The sequence below is a fragment of the Opitutus sp. GAS368 genome, from assembly GCF_900104925.1.
Lineage (GTDB): Bacteria > Verrucomicrobiota > Verrucomicrobiia > Opitutales > Opitutaceae > Lacunisphaera.
In genome coordinates this window covers 839762-858707 of the sequence record NZ_LT629735.1, presented here as the reverse complement: position 1 = coordinate 858707, position 18946 = coordinate 839762, and the positions used below count along the sequence as shown (strand labels likewise).

19 protein-coding genes are annotated in these 18946 nt (G+C 67.6%); 12 read left to right on the top strand and 7 right to left on the bottom strand.

The window, feature by feature from the left end; all coding sequences use genetic code 11:
* Positions 1 to 186: 186 nt before the first annotated feature.
* Positions 187 to 2961, bottom strand: a complete 2775-nt coding sequence (gene ppdK / locus BLU29_RS03720) for a pyruvate, phosphate dikinase (RefSeq protein WP_091055249.1) — start codon at positions 2959 to 2961, stop codon at positions 187 to 189.
* Positions 2962 to 3185: 224 nt separating this feature from the next.
* Here ppdK and tatC point away from each other — a divergent pair, with 224 nt between their 5' ends.
* Positions 3186 to 3959, top strand: coding sequence for a twin-arginine translocase subunit TatC (gene tatC / locus BLU29_RS03715; RefSeq protein WP_091055247.1), 774 nt, complete (start codon positions 3186 to 3188; stop codon positions 3957 to 3959).
* 124 nt (positions 3960 to 4083) lie between these two features.
* A complete protein-coding gene (locus BLU29_RS03710) occupies positions 4084 to 4590 on the top strand; it encodes a transposase (protein WP_091055245.1) in 507 nt (168 codons plus the stop codon).
* A 37-nt stretch (positions 4591 to 4627) separates the two neighbouring features.
* Here BLU29_RS03710 and BLU29_RS03705 read toward each other — a convergent pair whose 3' ends face one another.
* The 4 genes from BLU29_RS03705 to BLU29_RS17860 all read right to left on the bottom strand — a co-directional run bounded on the left by BLU29_RS03705 (position 4628) and on the right by BLU29_RS17860 (position 7169).
* Positions 4628 to 6067, bottom strand: a complete 1440-nt coding sequence (locus BLU29_RS03705; protein ID WP_091055243.1) for an FAD/NAD(P)-binding protein — start codon at positions 6065 to 6067, stop codon at positions 4628 to 4630.
* 11 nt (positions 6068 to 6078) lie between these two features.
* Complete coding sequence (locus tag BLU29_RS03700) at positions 6079 to 6630, bottom strand: cysteine dioxygenase family protein (RefSeq protein WP_091055242.1); 552 nt, start codon at positions 6628 to 6630, stop codon at positions 6079 to 6081.
* A gap of 46 nt (positions 6631 to 6676) precedes the next feature.
* Positions 6677 to 6913, bottom strand: coding sequence for a hypothetical protein (locus BLU29_RS03695; protein WP_091055240.1), 237 nt, complete (start codon positions 6911 to 6913; stop codon positions 6677 to 6679).
* Between the two features lie 64 nt (positions 6914 to 6977).
* The gene (locus BLU29_RS17860) at positions 6978 to 7169 is read right to left on the bottom strand and encodes a hypothetical protein (protein ID WP_157693605.1); all 192 of its coding nucleotides are present in this window, start codon (positions 7167 to 7169) and stop codon (positions 6978 to 6980) included.
* Positions 7170 to 7237: 68 nt separating this feature from the next.
* On the opposite strand from BLU29_RS17860, the gene BLU29_RS03690 reads away from it, so the two are divergent.
* From BLU29_RS03690 to BLU29_RS03675, 4 genes are all read left to right on the top strand, one after another.
* Positions 7238 to 7684, top strand: a complete 447-nt coding sequence (locus tag BLU29_RS03690) for a universal stress protein (RefSeq protein ID WP_157693604.1) — start codon at positions 7238 to 7240, stop codon at positions 7682 to 7684.
* A 5-nt stretch (positions 7685 to 7689) separates the two neighbouring features.
* Positions 7690 to 7935, top strand: a complete 246-nt coding sequence (locus tag BLU29_RS03685) for a nitroreductase family protein (protein WP_091055237.1) — start codon at positions 7690 to 7692, stop codon at positions 7933 to 7935.
* A 63-nt stretch (positions 7936 to 7998) separates the two neighbouring features.
* Positions 7999 to 10350, top strand: coding sequence for a phosphoketolase family protein (locus BLU29_RS03680; RefSeq protein ID WP_197677759.1), 2352 nt, complete (start codon positions 7999 to 8001; stop codon positions 10348 to 10350).
* Between the two features lie 14 nt (positions 10351 to 10364).
* Positions 10365 to 11543, top strand: a complete 1179-nt coding sequence (locus BLU29_RS03675) for an acetate/propionate family kinase (RefSeq protein ID WP_091055234.1) — start codon at positions 10365 to 10367, stop codon at positions 11541 to 11543.
* A 29-nt stretch (positions 11544 to 11572) separates the two neighbouring features.
* Here the strand turns inward: BLU29_RS03675 and BLU29_RS03670 are convergent, their stop codons facing one another.
* Both BLU29_RS03670 and BLU29_RS03665 read right to left on the bottom strand, forming a co-directional pair.
* Positions 11573 to 12388, bottom strand: a complete 816-nt coding sequence (locus BLU29_RS03670; RefSeq protein WP_197677758.1) for a potassium channel family protein — start codon at positions 12386 to 12388, stop codon at positions 11573 to 11575.
* A complete protein-coding gene (locus BLU29_RS03665) occupies positions 12385 to 12855 on the bottom strand; it encodes a hypothetical protein (RefSeq protein WP_091055232.1) in 471 nt (156 codons plus the stop codon). Before BLU29_RS03665 ends, BLU29_RS03670 begins: the two co-directional genes overlap by 4 nt.
* 170 nt (positions 12856 to 13025) lie before the next feature.
* On the opposite strand from BLU29_RS03665, the gene BLU29_RS03660 reads away from it, so the two are divergent.
* From BLU29_RS03660 to BLU29_RS03640, 6 genes are all read left to right on the top strand, one after another.
* Complete coding sequence (locus BLU29_RS03660; RefSeq protein ID WP_091055230.1) at positions 13026 to 13298, top strand: hypothetical protein; 273 nt, start codon at positions 13026 to 13028, stop codon at positions 13296 to 13298.
* A 17-nt stretch (positions 13299 to 13315) separates the two neighbouring features.
* On the top strand, positions 13316 to 15646 hold the full coding sequence (gene ccoN, locus BLU29_RS03655; RefSeq protein WP_091055228.1) for a cytochrome-c oxidase, cbb3-type subunit I: 2331 nt from the start codon (positions 13316 to 13318) through the stop codon (positions 15644 to 15646).
* A gap of 153 nt (positions 15647 to 15799) precedes the next feature.
* Positions 15800 to 15958 (top strand): hypothetical protein, encoded by a 159-nt coding sequence (locus tag BLU29_RS17855; protein WP_157693603.1) that lies wholly within the window; start codon positions 15800 to 15802, stop codon positions 15956 to 15958.
* A 10-nt stretch (positions 15959 to 15968) separates the two neighbouring features.
* Positions 15969 to 16553, top strand: coding sequence for a cbb3-type cytochrome c oxidase N-terminal domain-containing protein (locus BLU29_RS03650; RefSeq protein WP_091055227.1), 585 nt, complete (start codon positions 15969 to 15971; stop codon positions 16551 to 16553).
* Between the two features lie 69 nt (positions 16554 to 16622).
* Positions 16623 to 18122, top strand: a complete 1500-nt coding sequence (gene ccoG, locus BLU29_RS03645) for a cytochrome c oxidase accessory protein CcoG (RefSeq protein WP_091055225.1) — start codon at positions 16623 to 16625, stop codon at positions 18120 to 18122.
* A 120-nt stretch (positions 18123 to 18242) separates the two neighbouring features.
* A complete protein-coding gene (locus BLU29_RS03640) occupies positions 18243 to 18944 on the top strand; it encodes a sulfite exporter TauE/SafE family protein (RefSeq protein WP_091055224.1) in 702 nt (233 codons plus the stop codon).
* The last annotated feature ends 2 nt before the right edge of the window (positions 18945 to 18946 follow it).

The window sequence follows — 18946 nt, the reverse complement described above, 5'->3', positions numbered from 1 at the left end:
GGAAGGAATCCGGATATTAGACACATGCCAGATTTTTTCGGACAAAAGGGATCGCCGGGAAATCGCGGAGTGCAGGGATGAGACACGAAGACCGCGGAGTATTCCGCAGGATGCACATAAAAAAGCCCCGGCGGTGAGGCCGGGGCTGGAAAGAGCAGGACGGTTGAGGGCAACCGCCCCCACCGGTTATTTCTTCAGGTCGGCGATGGCCGCTTGGGCCGCCGCCAGGCGCGCCACGGGGACGCGATAGGGGCTGCACGAGACGTAGCTCAGGCCGAGCTTGTGACAGAACTTCACCGAGTCCGGGTCGCCGCCGTGCTCGCCGCAGATGCCGAGCTTGATGTCGGGGCGGGTCTTCCGGCCCTTCTCGATGGCGATCTGCATCAGCTGGCCGACGCCGGTCTGGTCGATCGAGGCGAAGGGGTTCTTCTTCATGATCTCGGACTCCTGATAGGCGCCGAGGAAGGAGCCGGAGTCGTCGCGCGACATGCCGAGGCAGGTCTGCGTGAGGTCGTTGGTGCCGAAGCTGAAGAACTCGGCGGTGTGCGCGATCTCGTCGGCGGTGAGCGCGCCGCGCGGGATCTCGATCATGGTGCCGACACTGTAGCTGATCTTCACCTTCTTCTCGGCCTGGACCTTGGCGGCGACCTCGTGGACGAGCGCGACCTGGAGGTCGAGCTCGCGCTTGAAGCCGACGAGCGGGATCATGATCTCGGGCCTGGCCTTGAAGCCGGCCTTCGTCGCGTCGGCCGCGGCCTCGAGGACGGCGCGGGCCTGCATGGCGGTGATCTCAGGATACTTGATGCCGAGGCGGCAGCCGCGGAAGCCGAGCATCGGGTTGAACTCGTGGAGCTCGTGCACGCGGTGCTCGATCTTCTTCACGTCGATGCCGAGCTTCTTCGCGAGGGCGGCCTGCTGGTCCGTCGAGTTCGGGAGGAACTCGTGGAGCGGCGGGTCGAGGAAGCGGATGGTCGCCGGGAAGCCCTTGAGGGCCTTGAAGATTCCGTAGAAGTCGTCGCGTTGGTAGGGCAGGAGCTTGGCCAGGGCGGCCTCGCGGGCGCCGAGGTTGTCGGCGAGGATCATCTCGCGCATGGCGTCGATGCGGTCGCCCTCGAAGAACATGTGTTCCGTGCGGGTGAGGCCGATGCCGACGGCGCCGAACGCGATCGCCTGGGCGGTCTGCTCGGGCGTGTCGGCGTTGGTGCGAACCTGGAGCTTGGTGGCCTGGGCGCACCACTTCATGAGCTGGACGTAGCTCTTGAACTTCTCGGTGGCCTGGGCGGCCTTGTCGCCGTGAATGAGGCCGGCGATGATCTCGGACGGGGCGGTCTTGATCTGGCCCGCGTAGACCGTGCCGGCGGTGCCGTCGATCGAGAGAAAGTCGCCCTCGCCGTAGGTGGCGCCGGAGACGGTGACGGTCTTCTTGTCGTAATCGACCTGCAGGGCGGCGGCGCCGCACACGCAGACCTTGCCCATCTGGCGGGCGACGAGCGCGGCGTGCGAGGAGACCCCGCCGCGGGCGGTGAGGATGCCCTCGGCGGCGATCATGCCGCGGAGATCCTCGGGGGAGGTCTCGACGCGGACAAGCAGGACCTTCTCGCCCTTCTCGGCGGCGGTGACGGCGCGGTCGGCGTTGAAGTAGATCTTGCCGGTGGCGGCGCCGGGGCCCGCGGGGAGGCCGGTGGCGATGACCTTCGCCTTTCTGACCTCGGCGAGGTCGAAGATCGGGGCGAGCAGCTGCTCGAGCTGGTCGGCCGGATTGCGCGTGATGGCGGTCTTCCAGTCGATGAGCTTCTCCTTCACCATATCGATGGAGAACTTGAGCGCGGCGGCGGCGGTGCGCTTGCCGTTGCGCGTCTGGAGCATGAACAGCTTGCCTTCCTGGATCGTGAACTCGATGTCCTGGACGTCCTTGAAGTGCTTCTCGAGGGTCGCGCGGACCTTCAGCAGCTCGGCGTAGGACTTGGGCATCTGGTCCTTCAGCTTGAGGACGGGCTCGGGCGTGCGGACGCCGGCGACGACGTCCTCACCCTGGGCGTTGATGAGGAACTCGCCGTAAAACTCGTTGGTGCCGTTGGCCGGGTTGCGGGTGAACGCGACGCCGGAGCCGGAGGTGTCGCCGGTGTTGCCGAACACCATGGCCTGCACGTTGACGGCGGTGCCCCACTCGGTGGGAATGTTGTATTTGCGGCGGTAGACGATGGCGCGGTCGTTCATCCACGAGCCGAAGACGGCGCCGGCGGCGCCGCGCAGCTGGTCCCACGGGTCATGGGGGAACACGTGGCCGGTGCGCTCGAGCACGAGGGCCTTGAAGCGCTTGACGAGCTCCTGCTGGTCGGCGGCGGTGAGCTTGGAGTCCTCGATGTCCTGGTGGTATTTCTCGTGCTTGAAGCCCTCGATGACGGTCTCGAACGGCTCGTGGTCCTCGCCTTCCTTCTTCTGCACGCCGAGCACGACGTCGCCATACATCTGGATGAAGCGGCGGTAGCAGTCCCAGGCGAAGCGCTCGTTCTTGGTGGCCTTGACGAGGGCGACGACGGTCGAGTCGTTGAGGCCGAGGTTGAGGATGGTGTCCATCATGCCCGGCATGGAGTCGCGGGCGCCGGAGCGGACGGCGACGAGCAGCGGGGTGCCGTCGGTGGCACCGAACTTCGTGCCCATGATCTTCTCCATGTTGGCGACGCCGGCCGCCATCTGGGCCTGGAGTTCCTTCGGGTAGGTTTTCTTGTGGGCGTAGAAGTAGGTGCAGACCTCGGTGGTGATGGTGAAGCCCGGGGGCACCGGCAGGCCGATGCGGGTCATCTCGGCGAGGTTGGCGCCCTTGCCGCCGAGGAGGGCCTTCATGCCCCCGTTGCCGTCGGCTTTGCCCGCGCCCCACGTATAGACGTATTGGGCGGACTTGGCGTTTGATTTCTTGGCCGCCGGTTTGGCGGACTTCTTAGCGGAGGATTTTTTGGCCATGGGAAATAAGAACAATAGGGACGGTCATCGGAGCGAGGGTAGGCGGGGGTGTCAATGTTCGAGGAGGTCAAAAAACACCCCTCCTCCGTTGCCAGGCGACGGAGGAAAGGCCGGGTCCGCCCGGCCTGAAATACGGACCTTGCCGGCCGGCCGTAAACTTGTTTCTAGGTCGGGACTTGAACCAGCAACCCCCAGTGGATGAATATGATGAGGCTGGGTCCGGTGTGGCCGCGACCCCGGCCGGCGCGGGCAAGCCCATGGGCTTCCTCGACCACCTCGAGGACCTGCGCTGGACGCTGACCAAGTGCGCGGTGGTTTTCGGCATCATCGTGACGGTCCTCGCCTACCAGCTCGACGCGATGTCGCACCTGCTCATCCGGCCCCTGCAGCAGGTGCAGGCGGAATATCCGGCCCTCAAGACCGACCTGGTCACGAACAGCCCGATGGCGGTGTTTACCGTCGTCATCGACATGTGCCTGCTCGGAGGCCTGATCCTGTCGCAGCCGTTCTTCCTGTTTTTCCTCGGCCAGTTCATCGCCCCGGCGCTCACGAAGCGGGAGATGAAGGTCGCCTTGCCGGCGGCGCTGGTGGCGTTCGGGCTCTTCCTCGGGGGCGCGGCGTTCGGCTACTTCCTGCTCGTGCCGGGCACCATCCGGGTGTCGTTCGAGCTGAACCAGCTGCTCGGCTACACGGTGCTGTGGACGGCCGACAAGTATTACAGCCTCCTCCTTTGGCTCGTGCTGGGCATGGGCGGGGCGTTCGAGTTCCCGCTCCTCGTGGTGCTGGCCGTCTACCTGGGCCTGATCGAGGTGGCGACGCTGCGCAAATACCGCCGCCACGCCATCGTGGTGATCTTCATCATCGCGGCCGTCGTCACCCCGACGCCCGATCCGTTCAACCAGGCCCTCTTCGCCGTGCCGTTGATCATCCTCTACGAGGCGGCGATCCTCGTGTCGTCCTTCCTCGGCCGGCGCCGGTCGGATGTGACGAACGTCTGAGGTGTGATGCCTTGAGGTGGAGCCTGCGCTCCGCGCGGGCTTAACCTGTGCGGAGCGCAGGTTCCACCTATTCCGAGGTGTCCGCAGCGCTGGTGCGGAGTGCATTTTCCGGTAGGCTGATTGGATGGCTGAATCGGGCGAACTTCGCGCTTACCCGCAGCGTCTTCACCATGAAATTCCGTCGTGGGTCCGAGTGGGTTCAGTCTTTCATGTGCGCTTGCGGGTGGCGGGCAACAACGTCAGGCCGCTCACGCAGCCGGATATCGCTCCGGTGTTACTTGGTTTCGTGCGCCATTACCATGATCACGGGCGCTGGCATTGCCTGCTGTTCCTGCTGATGCCGGACCACGCCCATGCCCTCTTGGCCTTTCCGCGCGAAGGCCACATGAGCCGTGTCGTCGGCGAGTGGAAGCATTATGCGGCTCACAAATTAGGAATCCGATGGCAGACCAATTACTTCGATCATCGGATCCGGCATGCCTCAAGCCTGGAGGAAAAGCATGCCTACATCTTGCGCAACCCCGTTGTGAAAGGGCTGTGCCTTCGCGAGGTCGATTGGTCCTGGGTGTGGAGTCCGCCGACAAGCGGCGAAAACCCGCGCGGAGCGCGGGTTCCACCGGCGGACTCGTAAGGCTGTTATGCGTGACGCCCAACCACGGCGCCGGCGCTCAGATCTGATACTCGATGACGGCGGCCTCGGCCGGCGCGGGGGCGCCGGCGTCGAGCAGGGTCTGCGCGACGCGCAGCGCCTGGCCGCGCAACTCGGGCACGGCGACGCTTTCCCACAACGTGCCGCGCAGGAGCGGGCCGATGGCATGGAGAAAGGACGAGCGCTGTCCGCTGCGTTCCACCACGGTAAAGTCGGGTTCGACGCGGATGCCCATGTCCATCGAGTCCGGCTGGGCGAGTCCGCTCGACAACAGCTGTTGCAACAGCGGCGAGCGGGTGGCGGAGAAACGGGTGTGCGGGCCGGTGCAGTTGATGGCAAGCGCGGCCTCGAGCAGCGTGGTGGCGCCCGCGCGGTCCTGCAGCTCGACGCCGATCTTCGCGCCGAGTGGCTTCACGCCGGTGATGGCGGCGCGGGTGATCTTCAAGCGGCCGGATTCCAGCGCGCCCGCGACCTGGCGGTGGATGGACGGGGCGATGCGGTGCCGCAGGACGTTCCACCGCGCGGCGTGCTTCGCGATGAACTCGCGGCGCTCGGCGTCGGTGAAAGCGCCCCAGACGCGCTGCGTGTGCGGGCGCATCTTGTCCACCACCATGGCGGGGTTGAGGCCGGCCGTGCGCAGGCGGGCGCAGTGCTCCCCGACCAGGCGCACCAGGCCGGCGAGGCCGAGCGTGGCGAGGTCGACGCTGGCGGGCGGGAAATGCGGGTCGTCGACGCCCTTGAAATGGGACTCCGGCAGCAGGCCGTTGCGCGAGACGGCGTGGATGGTGCCGGGCCAGTCGAGCGCGAGCAGCGTGATGATCGCGTCGACCGTGGTGAGACCGGTCCCGAGCAGCACGATGTCGCCGGCGGCGGGGATGCGGGTTTCCCAGTCGAGCCAGGGGTTGGCACACCAGGCGGCGTGGCGGGCGACGGTGTCGCTGCCCGGCAGGTCGGCGGGCGGCTCGTTGCCGGTGGCGAGGACGACCTTGTCGGCGTCGAGCGTGGCGCCGCCGGCGAGGCGGAGCCGGGCGCCGTCCCCGGCGGCCTCGAGCGCGAGGACCTCGTCGCCGATCACGGCGAACTCCACGCCGGCGCGCGGGTCGACGGGCTTGGCGTAATGCTGCGTCAGGCCGCGGAGATAGTCGCCGTAGACGCGGCGCGGCATGAACGTCTCGCGCAGTTCGGCCTCGGGCACGCCGGCGTATTCGGTGCGGGTGCGGAGCCAATCGAGGAAATGGTTCGGGTGGTCGGGAAGCGCCGACATGTTGCGCGTGGCAACGTTGAGCAGATGCTCGGGGCGGCGGGTGCCATAGGCGATGCCGCGGCCCGTCGGCGAACCGTGGTTGAACAGCGTGACGCGCAGCGGCGCGGGGCTGAGGCGGGCGAGGTTGACCGCGGTCATCGTGCCGCTGAACCCGCCGCCAATGACGGCGACATGCTGGGGCCGGGGGGTCGTCATCCGCGCGCCGGTCAGATGCCCTCGCCGTGGGCGAACTCGACGACCGGCGGGCGCCAGTCCTCGGCGACGGCGCTGGTGATGGAGAACTTCTTCATCTTGCGGAGCGGCGGCGAATAGATGTGCAGGGTCACGAGGTCCTCGCCCGGGGCCTGCAGGTTGGAGACCTGGTGGGTGTCATCGTCTTCCGACGCACAGACATCGCCGGCGTGCTTCTCGCTGGTGGAGAGGGCGACGACCTGGCCGCAGGGCGAGTGGGCGAAGAGCGTCTCGCTGCAGATGCCGCTGAGGACCTTGAGGCCGCAGGTGGACTGGGCGTGGTTGTGGATGGGGCTGCGCTGGCCACTGCGCCAGCAGATGACGAGCACCTCATACCACGGGCCGAGGGCAACGAGGTTGCGCTGGTAGTGGCCGGGCTCGAAGCGGACGAACTCGCCGACGTCGGCGAGCGTGGCGTTCGAGGCGGCGAGCAGTTCCTGCAGGCGCTCGATGGAGGCGCGCGCGGTCAGCGTGTCGAGGTAGGCGACGAGCGGCTGGAGCTTCGGCGGGACGGAAAGGTTGCTCATGGCGGGTGGAGGAGGGGGCCATGGCCGCCGGGCCGGCGGCGGGGGGTTACTTGCGGGAGTCGCGCTGGAAGGCGAACACGACCTTCAGCATCTGCCAAGCCAGCCAGAACACCCCGGACATGCAGGCGGCGCCCGAGGCGCCGAAGAACATGATCATCTTCGGGTCGTTGGACGGCACGTGGGAGTTCACCAGCCAGTAAAAGATGGCAAACGCGACGGCGGTGAGCGCCAGATCGATGATCAGGGTGACGACGGAAAAGGACTTTTTCGCAGGCGAAGCCATGCCCCGAACTGAAGAAGCCGGGCAGGGATTTGTCGAACAGAAACTGGCCGGGCAGGCGGGTTGGTCAATTGATCAGGACCACCTTCAAGGTCTTCTCATGGGCGGCATTAGCGAACACATCATAAGCCCGCATGATGTCGTCCAGCGGGAACCGGTGGGTGATGAGCCGTCGGGGCTGCAGCTTGCCCGTCGTCACGGTCTGGAGGAGCCGGGGCGTCGTGACGGATTGCGCACTTTCCGACCTGGATGCAGGCACAAGATGTGCCCAGCTCTCGGCAAGCGTTGCGGAGCGCGGCGGCCGGGGTGCGGCTAAACTGGGGTATCATGAAAGCCATCCTGGTTCCCGTGGATTTCTCGGCCGCCACCACCCGAGTGTGCGACGCAGCCTGTGCCCTCGCCAAGATCACCAAGGCCCGGTTGGTCCTGCTGCATGTCATCGAGCCCCCGCCCGTGCTGTTGGGTGACGCCTATGCCTTCGACGCGGGGGCCCTGGCCGCGGCCGTGACAGCCGGCGAGAAATATGCGACCCGCCGGCTGCGGGCCTTGGGCCGCCGCTGCAGCGGCGGGCAGCAGGCCGTGCAAACCGTGCAGATCACGGGCCGGACGGTGGCCACCATCCTCGCCAAGGCCGCCAGCACCAAGGCCGCCTACATCGTCCTTGGCTCGCACGGCCACGGGCTCGCCTACGACCTGCTCGTCGGCAGCACCGCCCAGGGGGTGCTGCGCAAGGCCCGTTGTTCCGTGCTGGTCGTGCCGATGGGCCGGCGCTGATCTCCATGGAACTGCGCAAGGCCATCTACCAGCGGCGCGCGGTGCGCGAGTTTTCGGATGCGGAGGCATCCGGCGCCGTCGTGCCCGACCTGCTGCGCGTGGCGGCGCAGGCCCCGAGCGCGATGAACCGGCAACCGTGGACCTTCGCCGTCTTCCACGGCCGCGCGCGGCTGGCGGCCAAGGAGCGCCTGCGGCATCGCCCGGGCGGGTTGCACCGCCGGCCAATACGGAACCCGAGCTTCACTCTTTGAATCATGGAAAGAGTGCATCTCACCGTGCGACCGATGAAACGGCTCCAGTTCCACCCTGATGCCATGCCCAATTCCCCGGAACTGGCCTTGCTCGATGCCTGGTGGCGCGCCGCAAACTATCTGACCATCGGCCAGATCTACCTGCAGGAAAACGCCCTGTTGCGCGAACCGCTGCGACCGGAACACATCAAGCCCCGCCTGCTCGGACACTGGGGCACTTCGCCGGGCCTCAGTTTTATTTATGCGCATCTCAACCGGCTGGTTTGCCGGCACGACGCCGACGTCCTCTATCTGGCCGGACCCGGCCATGGCGGCCCGGCGTTGGTGGCCAACGTCTACCTGGAGGGAACGTATTCGGAGGTTTATCCGGAGATAACGCGCGATGCCGCCGGGTTGCGGAAACTTTTCCGCCAGTTCTCCACCCCGGGGGGCATTCCCAGCCACGCCAGCGCGTCCACCCCGGGGTCGATCCACGAAGGCGGCGAACTGGGCTATGTGCTCATGCACGCCTTCGGGGCTGTGTTCGACAATCCCGGCCTGATCGCGGTGGCCGTGGTCGGTGACGGCGAAGCCGAGACCGCGCCGCTCGAGGGTTCGTGGAAAGGCATCCGCTTCCTGAACCCGGCCCGCGATGGCGCCGTGCTGCCCATCCTGCATCTCAACGGCTACAAAATCGCCGGCCCCACGGTCTGGGGCCGGGCGGATGATGGGGAGATTGCCGCGTTTTTGCGCGGCCATGGTTACGAACCCCTGTTTGTCGAGGGTAGCGACCCGGCGCCGATGCACACGGCCTTTGCCGCGACGCTGGAACAGGCCTATGCGAAGATCTGCGTCATCCAACGCGCGGCGCGCACTGACGGCCTGGTGAACCAGGCGGGTTGGCCCGCTATCGTGCTGCGCACACCCAAGGGATGGACGGGTCCGAAGATGGTCGATGGCCAACCGGTTGAAGGCACTTTTCGCGCCCATCAGGTCCCGCTCGCGAATGTGCGCGACAACCCCGCCCACCTCGCCCAGCTGGAGGCCTGGCTGCGGAGCTACCGCCCCGAGGAACTCTTTGATGCCGCCGGGCGCCTGCGGCCGGATATTGCCGCGCTCTCGCCCCGCGGAGACCGGCGCATGGGCGCGAATCCCCGGGCCAATGGCGGTCGCTGCTCCGTGTCCCTCGATCTGCCCGACACGAAAGACTATTCGCTCGCGATCACCCGGCCCGCCCGGGAGCGGCACGAGTCGACCCGGTTGCTGGGCCGGTATCTGCGCGATGTCTTCCGCCGCAATGCGGCGGCGGCGAACTTCCGGCTGTTCTGTCCGGACGAAACCCAGTCCAACCGGCTGGACGATGTCTTTGCCGCGACCAACCGCTGTCTCGTCCGCGGCGCGCACGCGGACGACGACCACCTTACGCCGGACGGCCGCGTGATGGAGGTCCTGAGCGAGCACAACTGCCACGGCTGGCTCGAGGGCTACGTGCTGACGGGCCGCCACGGGCTGTTCGCGACCTATGAGGCGTTCGCGACGATCATCGATTCCATGGCCGCGCAGCACGCGAAATGGCTGGAGCATTGCGCGCGGCTCCCCTGGCGCCTCCCGGTCCCGTCGCTCAACTACCTGCTGACCTCCACGTGCTGGCGGAACGATCACAACGGTTTCAGCCACCAGGGCCCGGGCTTCATCGACAGCCTGCTTTCCAAGCAGGGCAACATTGTGCGGGCCTACCTGCCGCCCGACGGCAATTGCCTGCTGCACGTGGCCGATCACTGCCTGCGCAGCAAAAATTACCTGAACCTCATCGTGATCGACAAGCAGCCGCAACTCCAGTGGCTCGACTACGCTGCCGCCGGGCAGCATTGCGCCCGCGGGGCATCGGCCTGGGCGTGGTGCGGTTCGGGCGGGGAGGGTGAGCCGGACGTGGTGCTCGCCTGTGCGGGCGACATTCCGACGCTCGAAACGGTGGCGGCCGCCTGGCTGCTGCGCCGCTGGCTCCCGGGCTTGCGCGTCCGCGTGGTCAATGTGGTGGACTTGATGACCCTCCCGCCGCGGGACCGGCACCCGCACGGCATGGCGGACGACCGGTTTGACGAGCTGTTCACCGCGGACCGGCCCGTGATTTTCGCCTTCCATGGCTATCCGGGCATCGTCCACCAGCTGCTGCACGGGCGGCCGCGGCCGGAGCGCTTTCATGTCCGCGGTTATAATGAGGAAGGCACCACCACGACCCCCTTCGACATGGTGGTGCTCAACCGGCTCAGCCGCTATCATCTTTGCCTCGATGCGCTGCACTATCTGCCCCCGGGCCTGGCCGGCGCCGCCGCGCTCACCGACCACGCGCAGACAATGCTCGTCCGGCACACGGAATACATCCACGAACACTTCGAGGATCTCCCGGAAATCCGCGACTGGGTGTGGACCGATTGAGTGGGATCTCTGCGATGGCCACCATCATCCTCACCCTCAACCGCGGTTCGTCTTCCTTCAAGTTTGCGCTGTTTCGCGCCGGGCGGGGCGAACCCCGGCTGCTGGCGCGAGGGGCCGCGGAGGATATCGGCGGGGCCACGGGCCGCATCTGGTTGCAGGATGCGGGTGGCGCGTTGCTGGAGCAGCGGGGGCGGAAATTTCGGAATGCGGCGGCGGTGCCGGGTGCGATCTTTCTCGCCCTGGGCCGCCATGGCCTGCCGGCTCCCACGGCGGTGGGTCACCGCTTGGTGCACGGCGGGGCGCGCTACCTGCGTCCGGTGCGACTCACGGCGGCGGTCCGTGCCCGGTTGAAGCAGGCCGTGCCCTTTGCCCCCCTGCATCTGCCGGCTGAACTGGCCGCGATCGCGGCGGTGACGAAGGTGTTTCCGGCGCTGCCCCAGGTGGCGGTGTTTGACACCGCATTTCATGCGGCAATGCCGGAACGGGCCCGCCAACTGCCCCTGCCCGCCGCCATGCTTGGCCGCGGGGTGCACCGTTATGGTTTCCACGGGCTGTCCTACGAATACCTGGTGCACCGCCTCGGCGCAAAACGGCTGGGCCGTGCCGTGCTCGCCCATCTCGGCAGCGGAGCCAGCCTGACGGCGGTCGATCACGGCCGGCCGCTCGATACCACCATGGGGTTTACTCCGGCGGGGGGGATCCTGATGGCGACCCGTTCCGGTGACCTCGATCCGGGCGTAGTCGTCCACTGGCTGCGGCAAAGCCGCAAGGGCGCGGATGAACTGGAAGGCATCGTCAACCACCAATCCGGCCTCACGGCCATTGCCGGACACGGCGGCGACCTGCGCCAGTTGCTGGCGCGCCGGCGGCAGGACCCGCGGGCGCGGCTCGCATTGGAGATGTTTTGCGACCGCGTCCGCCAGCAGATCGGGGCGTTTACCACGGTCCTGGGTGGGATCGATTCACTGGTTTTCACCGGCGGCGTGGGCGAACACCTGGCGCCCGTGCGGGAAGCGATCTGCGCCCAGCTTGGCCACCTCGGGGTCCGCCTCGACCGGCGGCGTAATGCGCGGCATGCCGGTGTCATCAGCGCTGCTGCCGGTCCGTGCACCATCTTTGTGGTGCCGGCGGACGAAGACCTGATGATTGCGCGCCACACGGCGGTGGCGGTCCGGCGGCGCATGGGACGGTGAGCCGTTCCTTCGATCGGGCCACCGCCAGTTCACCCGGGATTGCGACCGGCTGACGGATGAGTTGCCGGCGAAGCGGCGGGCGGGGCTTCCCGCGGCCTGACCGCGCCCGCCAGCTCAAGCCGTTCGAGCTGCTCGCGCAGCTTCCGCACCTCGGAGAAGAGGCGGTGGATTTCCGATTCCTCCTTCAGCTGGGTCTTCTCGAGGAAGAAGCTGGCCACGTAGGCCGTGAACGTGCCGAAGAAGCTCAGCCCGAAGACCACGAGCACCACCGCCACGATCCGGCCGCCCCCGGTCACCGGGTAATGGTCGCCGTAGCCGATGGTGGTGATGGTGGCGAACGCCCACCACAGCGCGTCACCCGCCGAGTGGATGTTCGAGCCGGGCACCCCGTGCTCGAACTCGAAGACGGCGATGGTTGCGAACAGCACGGCGATGACCGACATCAGGCCTACGATGACGAACGTGCCCTTGGCGCGGTCGGCGGCGAAGTGGTTGTAGACCGCGGCAAACGAGCGCAGCGCCCGCAGGATCCGGAAGACACGGAAGAGGCGGCCCCAGCGGAGCCACCCGATCTCGGGGATGCTGGATAGCAGGTCGATCCACCCCAACCGCCAGAACACCTTTTTCGACGGCGCCAGGGCGAGATGCACGCAGAAATCCAGCAGGAAAACCGCGCAGACGAAGTCGTCGGTCCGCCGCAGCAGCGCGCGGACCTCCTGGTCGAGGGGCAGCAGCAGCTCGGCCGTGAGCGCAGCGAGTGCGTAGAGCGACAGGACGAGCACCATCAGCTCGAGGTAGATGACGCGGCCGTTCTGGCGGGCGGCTTCCTTGAGGGTGAGGGTCATGGGACGGGTTGGCCGCGGCGCCGCGACCGCACGAAATCAAGGCCCGTGGCCAGCTGGCAGGACGCGCCGCCGCGGTGATGGCAGGCGCCGCACAGGGCGATCATTTCCTCGCGGGCGAGCCGGTTGAAACGGTGCAACACCTCCACGCGGGCCGGGCCGAGCTCCACGGGCAGCGCCTCCCGCAGGGCGCGGGCGCCGGCCAGGTAGTAGATCAGCAGGAGTTGCAAACCGCAGTGGACGCTGCCGCGCGTCCGGCCAAAGGGTGTGGCCGTGATTCGCGGGCGGGGTGGTTCCGGCGATTTCTCCAGGGTGGCGCACAGGCGCGCCAGGGTTTCGTCCAGCATGAACACCAGCATCTCCGGGTTGACGAGCGCGGCGGCATCCGGCGGGGCCGGCGAGGACTCCTTCAGGTGGGCCGTCCAGCCGGCCTTGATGGCGGACCCCAGGGAGCGGAGGAGCGTGTCCATTCCGGAAGTCATGCCCGTATCATGACACCGCCGGGCCGCTCCCGCTGGGCAGGTCTTGGCCAATGGTGCGCACCGTTTGTGCCGGTGGGACAAGAAATGCGCGGTGATGGCCAAGCGGTGCAGAGCGGGGTCGGGCGCCGGCTGGTAGGGTGGGCCCGACATTCCACGCCATGTCCGTCATTCCGCTTACCATCTTCTTCAGCCTGCTGCTGGCGGGTCTGTTCATCGCCCTGTTCGCCCACGAGCAGCGCCGCCGCCGCTTCGCCAGCACTGAGCGCGATTCCCTGCTGCCCCTGGCCGACGAGACGCCCCGCGAGGCGGGGCGTGACGGCCATGATCACGCTCGTGCCTGCAGCTGCCGCAACGGCTCGCGTCCGCCCTGTGCCCGCTGCCTGAGGCGCGCCGCCGCCGAGGATCCGGCGTCCGACCCGGTCTATTTCTAAGACCTCCACGCCTTCCCATGACCCACGGCCAGAAAATCACCATCGAATTCAACGACAAGATCGTCCGGCAGTTCATGCTCGCGTCCATCGTCTGGGGCGTCGTCGGCATGCTGGTCGGCACCCTCGTCGCGACCCAGCTCAATTTCTGGCAGGCCAACTTCGGCCAGGCCTGGCTGAGCTTCGGCCGGCTCCGCCCGCTGCACACCAACGCCGTCATCTTCGCCTTCGTCGGCAACATGATGTTCGCCGGCATCTACTACTCGACGCAGCGCCTGGTGAAGGCGCGGCTGGCGAGCGACTTTCTCTCGTCGCTCCATTTCTGGGGCTGGCAGCTCATCATCGTGGCCGCGGCCATCACGCTCCCGCTCGGCCTCACGCGCGGCAAGGAATACGCCGAGCTCATCTGGCCCATCAACATCGCGGTCGCCGTCATCTGGGTGGTGTTCGCGGTGAACTTCTTCTGGACCCTGGCGCGGCGCCACGAGAAGTCCCTCTACGTCGCCCTCTGGTTCTACATCGCGACCATCATCACGGTGGCGATGCTCTACATCGTCAACCACCTGTCGATCCCGACGTCGCTGCTGCACAGCTACCCGGTCTTCGGCGGCGTGCAGGACGGCCTGGTGCAGTGGTGGTATGGGCACAACGCCGTGGCGTTCTTCCTCACCACGCCGATCCTGGGCATCATGTATTACTTCCTGCCGAAGGCGGCGGAGCGGCCGGTGTATTCCTACCGGCTGTCGGTGATCCATTTCTGGTCCCTCGTGTTCCTCTACATCTGGGCCGGCCCGCACCACCTGCTGAACACCGCGCTGCCCAACTGGCTCCAGCTGCTGGGCACAACGTTCTCGCTCATGCTCTGGGCGCCGTCGTGGGGCGGCATGCTCAACGGCCTGCTCACGCTCCGCGGCGCGTGGGGCAAGCTCCGCACCGACCCGGTGATCAAGTTCTTCGCCGCCGGCGTCACCTTCTACGGCATGGCCACCTTCGAGGGGCCGCTGCTCTCGATCAAGGCCGTCAATGCGCTGGCGCATTACACCGACTGGATCATCGGCCATGTCCACGTCGGCACGCTCGGCTGGAACGGCTTCATGGCCGCCGGCATGTTCTACTGGCTCGTGCCGCGCCTCTGGAACCGGCCGCTGCACTCCCAGTCCCTGGCCAACCTTCACTTCTGGATCGGGCTGACCGGCATCCTCCTCTACGTCGCGGCCATGTGGGCCTCCGGCATCACCCAGGGCCTGATGCTCAACGCCACCGCCGAGGGCGGCACCATCCTGAAGTATCCCAACTTCCTCGAGACGCTCAACGCCATCCGCCCGCTCATGCTCCTGCGCGTCGTGGGCGGCGGGCTCTACCTCGCCGGCTTCCTCATCATGGGCTGGAACATCTGGCGCAGCATCCGCGGTGCGGCCGCCGTCAACGGCACGATGGAGGTCTTCGTCGAGACGCCCGTCCCGGGCGGGGCCCTCGGCGTGCGCGGCACCTTCCTCAGCGCCCCGGTGGTCTTCACCGTCCTCGGCCTCACGGGCGCCTGCGTGTGGATGTTCACCACCGGCCTGCTCAACATCCTCGGCCTGCTCGCCACGATGTTCTGCGTGCTGCTCGCGATCGGGCACTTCGAGTCCCGCGGCAAGACCTGGAGCGACTGGTATGACCGCCTCCTCGTCAACGCCCTCCCGTTCACCGTGCTGACCTTCCTCGCCGTCGCCATTGGCGGGCTGATCCAGATCATCCCGATGATCACCATCGACCGCCGGATGCAGACCGAGGACCGCATCGCCCGGGTCTACACCCCGCTCGAGCTGGCCGGCCGCGACCTCTACGTCCGCGAGGGCTGCTATCTCTGCCATTCGCAGATGATCCGCACCCTGGTCCCGGATGTGATGCGCTATGGCGACTACTCCCGCCTCGGTGAATCCATCTGGGACCACCCCTTCCAGTGGGGCTCCAAGCGCAATGGCCCCGATCTCGCCCGGGTCGGCGGCAAATACAACGACGCCTGGCACTACGACCACCTCCAGAACCCGCGCAACATCTCCACCGGCTCCAACATGCCGGCCTACACCTGGCTCCTGGAGCAGGGCACCGACTACGCCGCGCTCCCGGCGAAGATCCGCGTCCAGCGGATGCTCGGCGTGCCGTTCCCGTCCTGGTCGCCGGCGATGATCGACACCCTCGCGAAGGAGCAGGCGAAGGACATCGCGAAGGAACTCAAGGCCCAGGGCCGCTATGTCGATCCCGACCGCGAGGTCGTCGCGCTCATCGCCTACCTGCAGAGCCTCGGCAAAACCTGGGAGCCCACCGGCGCCGCCGGGTCCCCGGCCGCCGCCTCCGCCGTGCCCTGAACCGCCCGGCCATCATCTGATAATCATTCTCGTTCTCGTCATCCTGATCGTCCTCCCCGCCGCCGGTCTGCTTCCCATCAGAGATTACGAGAAAGATTAGGAGAACGAGAACGAATCAGACCAATCCATCCCACCCTCAGCCCCCCGCCTCCCATGATCCACCGCATCATCTACGAAGACTGGCAGCTCGTGTTCCCCGTCATCGCCCTCGCTGTCGCGTCGTGCATCTACCTCGCCGCCGCCTGGCGGGCGACGCACATGAAGCCCGAACAAGCCGACCGGCTCGCCCGCCTGCCGTTCGAGAACGAGTGATCCGCCCGCCATGCCCCCGTCCCCCCCACCGCCTGACGATCCCGGCATCAAGCTCCGGGAGCACACCTACGACGGCATCCAGGAATACGACCAGCGCCTGCCGAACTGGTGGCTCTACACGCTCTACGGCGCCATCCTGTTCTGGATTGTCTACTGGTTCGCCCACATGATCTCCGGCCTCGCGGTGACGGACGGGGCCGCGGTGGACGCCGCCATGAACCGGATCGCGGCCGCCAAGATGGCCTCGTCGATCGACGTCTCCAATGACGCCAGGTTCTGGGAGATGGCCCGCAACCCGGTGTTCGTCGACGCCGGCCGGCAGACGTTCAACTCCCTTTGCATCGCCTGCCACCTGGCGAGCCTGCGCGGCAAGTCGGAGAACCCGGCCGCCGTCGGCCCCGACCTCACGGACACCGCCTGGCTCCACGGCGGCACGCCGAAGGAGGTCTTCGCCACGGTCTCCAAGGGCGTCCTCACGAAGGGCATGCCCGCCTGGGAGCCCGTGCTCGGCCAGAAGAAGACCGCCGAGGTCGTGGCCTACGTCCTCAGCCACCATCAACCGGGGGAGCCGATCACGGTCGAAGTTCCGAAGTGATCCTGTAGCGGCGGTCTGTGACCGCCGTCCGGCGCTCGCAGAGCGCCGCTACCAGGGCTCAAACCACGCATGAGCGCCGAACCCACAGTCCCGCCCAAGCCCCGTCCGGCGCGCCACGCACCGGCGGTCGACTCCGTCACGACCATCAACACCGACGGGTCGCGCTATTTTCTTTATCCCGCCGATGTGCGCGGCCGGTTCACGCATTGGCGCCGGCTCGGTGCCTGGCTGCTGATCGCCGTCTACCTGCTGTTGCCGTGGATCCCGGTCAACGGCGCCCCGGCCGTGTTTCTCGACGTCGCCGAGCGGCGCTTCCACTTCTTCGGCTGGACGCTCGCGGCCCAGGATGCGTGGCTGCTCTTCTTCGGCGTCACCGGCCTCGGTTTCGGGCTGTTCTTCCTCACCGCGCTGTTCGGCCGCCTGTGGTGCGGCTGGGCCTGCCCGCAGACCGTGTTCCTCGACCATGTCTACCGCCGCATCGAGCGCTGGCTGGAGGGCGACGCTCCCGCGCGTCGCGCGCTCAAGGCGACGCCGATGTCCGCCGGCAAGTTTTTCCGCCGCGCCGCCAAGCACGCGCTCTATGTCGTCGTCTCGCTGGCGATCACGCACCTTTTCCTCGCGTATTTCGTGAGCCTGCCGGAGCTATGGTCCTTCATGCACGCGGCGCCGGGCGAGCACTGGGCGGCCTTTCTCTTCGTCTTCACCGCCGCCGGCGTGCTTTATTTCAACTTCGCCTGGTTCCGCGAGCAGCTCTGCATCGTCATCTGTCCCTACGGCCGCCTGCAGTCGGCGCTGACCGACGACCACACCGTGGTCATCGGGTATGACAGCAGGCGCGGCGAGCCGCGCGGCAAGCTCCAGCGCGATCAGGTCTCCTGCAACCTATTAGGTTACAAGCCGCCCGAAGCAAAACCGGGTGATTGCATCGACTGCAATCGTTGCGTGCAGGTCTGCCCGACGGGCATCGACATCCGCCATGGCATGCAGCTGGAGTGCATCGGCTGCGCCGCGTGCATCGACGCGTGCGACGAGGTCATGGCAAAGGTGCACCGGCCGGCCGGCCTCGTCCGCTATGACTCGCTGGCGGGTTTCGGCGGGGGCGCCACCCGCTGGGTCCGGCCGCGCACCATCCTCTATGGCGTGTTGCTGGCGGTCGGCGCGACGGTGGCGGCCTTCGCGTTCTCCACGGTCAAGCCCGTCAGCTTCCTCGTCTACCGCACGGGTGGGGCGGCCTATTTCGTCGGGCCGGACGAGGTGCGGGACCAGTTCCTGGTGCGGCTGGTCAACAAGCGCGCCGGGCCGGCGACCTTTGTGGTGTCGGCCGAGGGCCTGCCCGCCGGACTCCGGCAAAGCGGTTTCGCGGCGCCCGTCACGCTGGCGGCGATGGCGGAGTCGGTCAGCCCGCTGGTGCTGGTGGCGGACCGCAAGGACTACCGCGGGCCGTTCAGGTTCACCGTCCGCGTGCGGGACGCCGCGCAGACTTTCACGCTCGCCCGCGAGGTCGAGTTCATGGGCCCCGACGCCCGTCTGTTGGAGGAGGAAGACCATGAGAAGGGCATCAAGCGCTAGGCTTTGGCTCGGTGTCGTCTTTGCCTTCGCCTGCCTGGGCACGGCCTACTTCTTCGCGTTCCGTGCGGTGCACGCGGCCCGAATCCAGGACGTGCCCCTGGCCACCAAGGAAGGCCGGCCATGACCGCGGAACTCGCCGGCATCACCGGGCCGGGCACGGCGTTTCTCGCCGGGCTGGTCACGAGCCTGCACTGCGCCGGGATGTGCGGGCCGCTGGCCTGCGCCCTCATGCCGGCGGCGCGGGACGACACCGACCCACAGGTTGTGGCCTCGGTCTATCATCTCACGCGGCTGGCCGGTTACGCGGTGCTCGGCGCGCTGGCGGGCGGCGTGGGCCGCTGGCCGCTGGCGCTGCTCGGCGGGGGGGTGTTGCGCTGGCTGCCGTGGCTGCTGGTGGTCTTCTTTGTCGCGGTCGCGTTCCGGCTCGACCAGCGCCTGCCGCGGTGGCCGCTGCTCGGGCGCGCCTACGCCGCGCTGCTCGCGCGGTTGCGCGGGGGGTCGCGCGTCCGCGCCGCCGCCGCGCTGGGCGTGGCCACGCCGCTGCTGCCCTGCGGTCCGCTTTATTTCCTGCTGTCGCTGGCGCTGCTGTCCGGCTCGGCCCTGCATGGTGCCGAGACGCTGCTCGCGTTCGGGCTTGGCACGGTGCCGCTGCTCTGGCTGGCGCAGGCGAACGTCCACTGGGTGCGCGCCCGCCTCGGCCCGCACACGCGGGCCCGGCTGCAGGGCCTCCTCGCCCTGGCTGTCGCCGCCCTGCTGGTCTGGCGGCTGCGCGGAACCCTCGGCCTGGGCGGGCCCGGCGCGGGCGATTTCCTCTGCTTTTGATC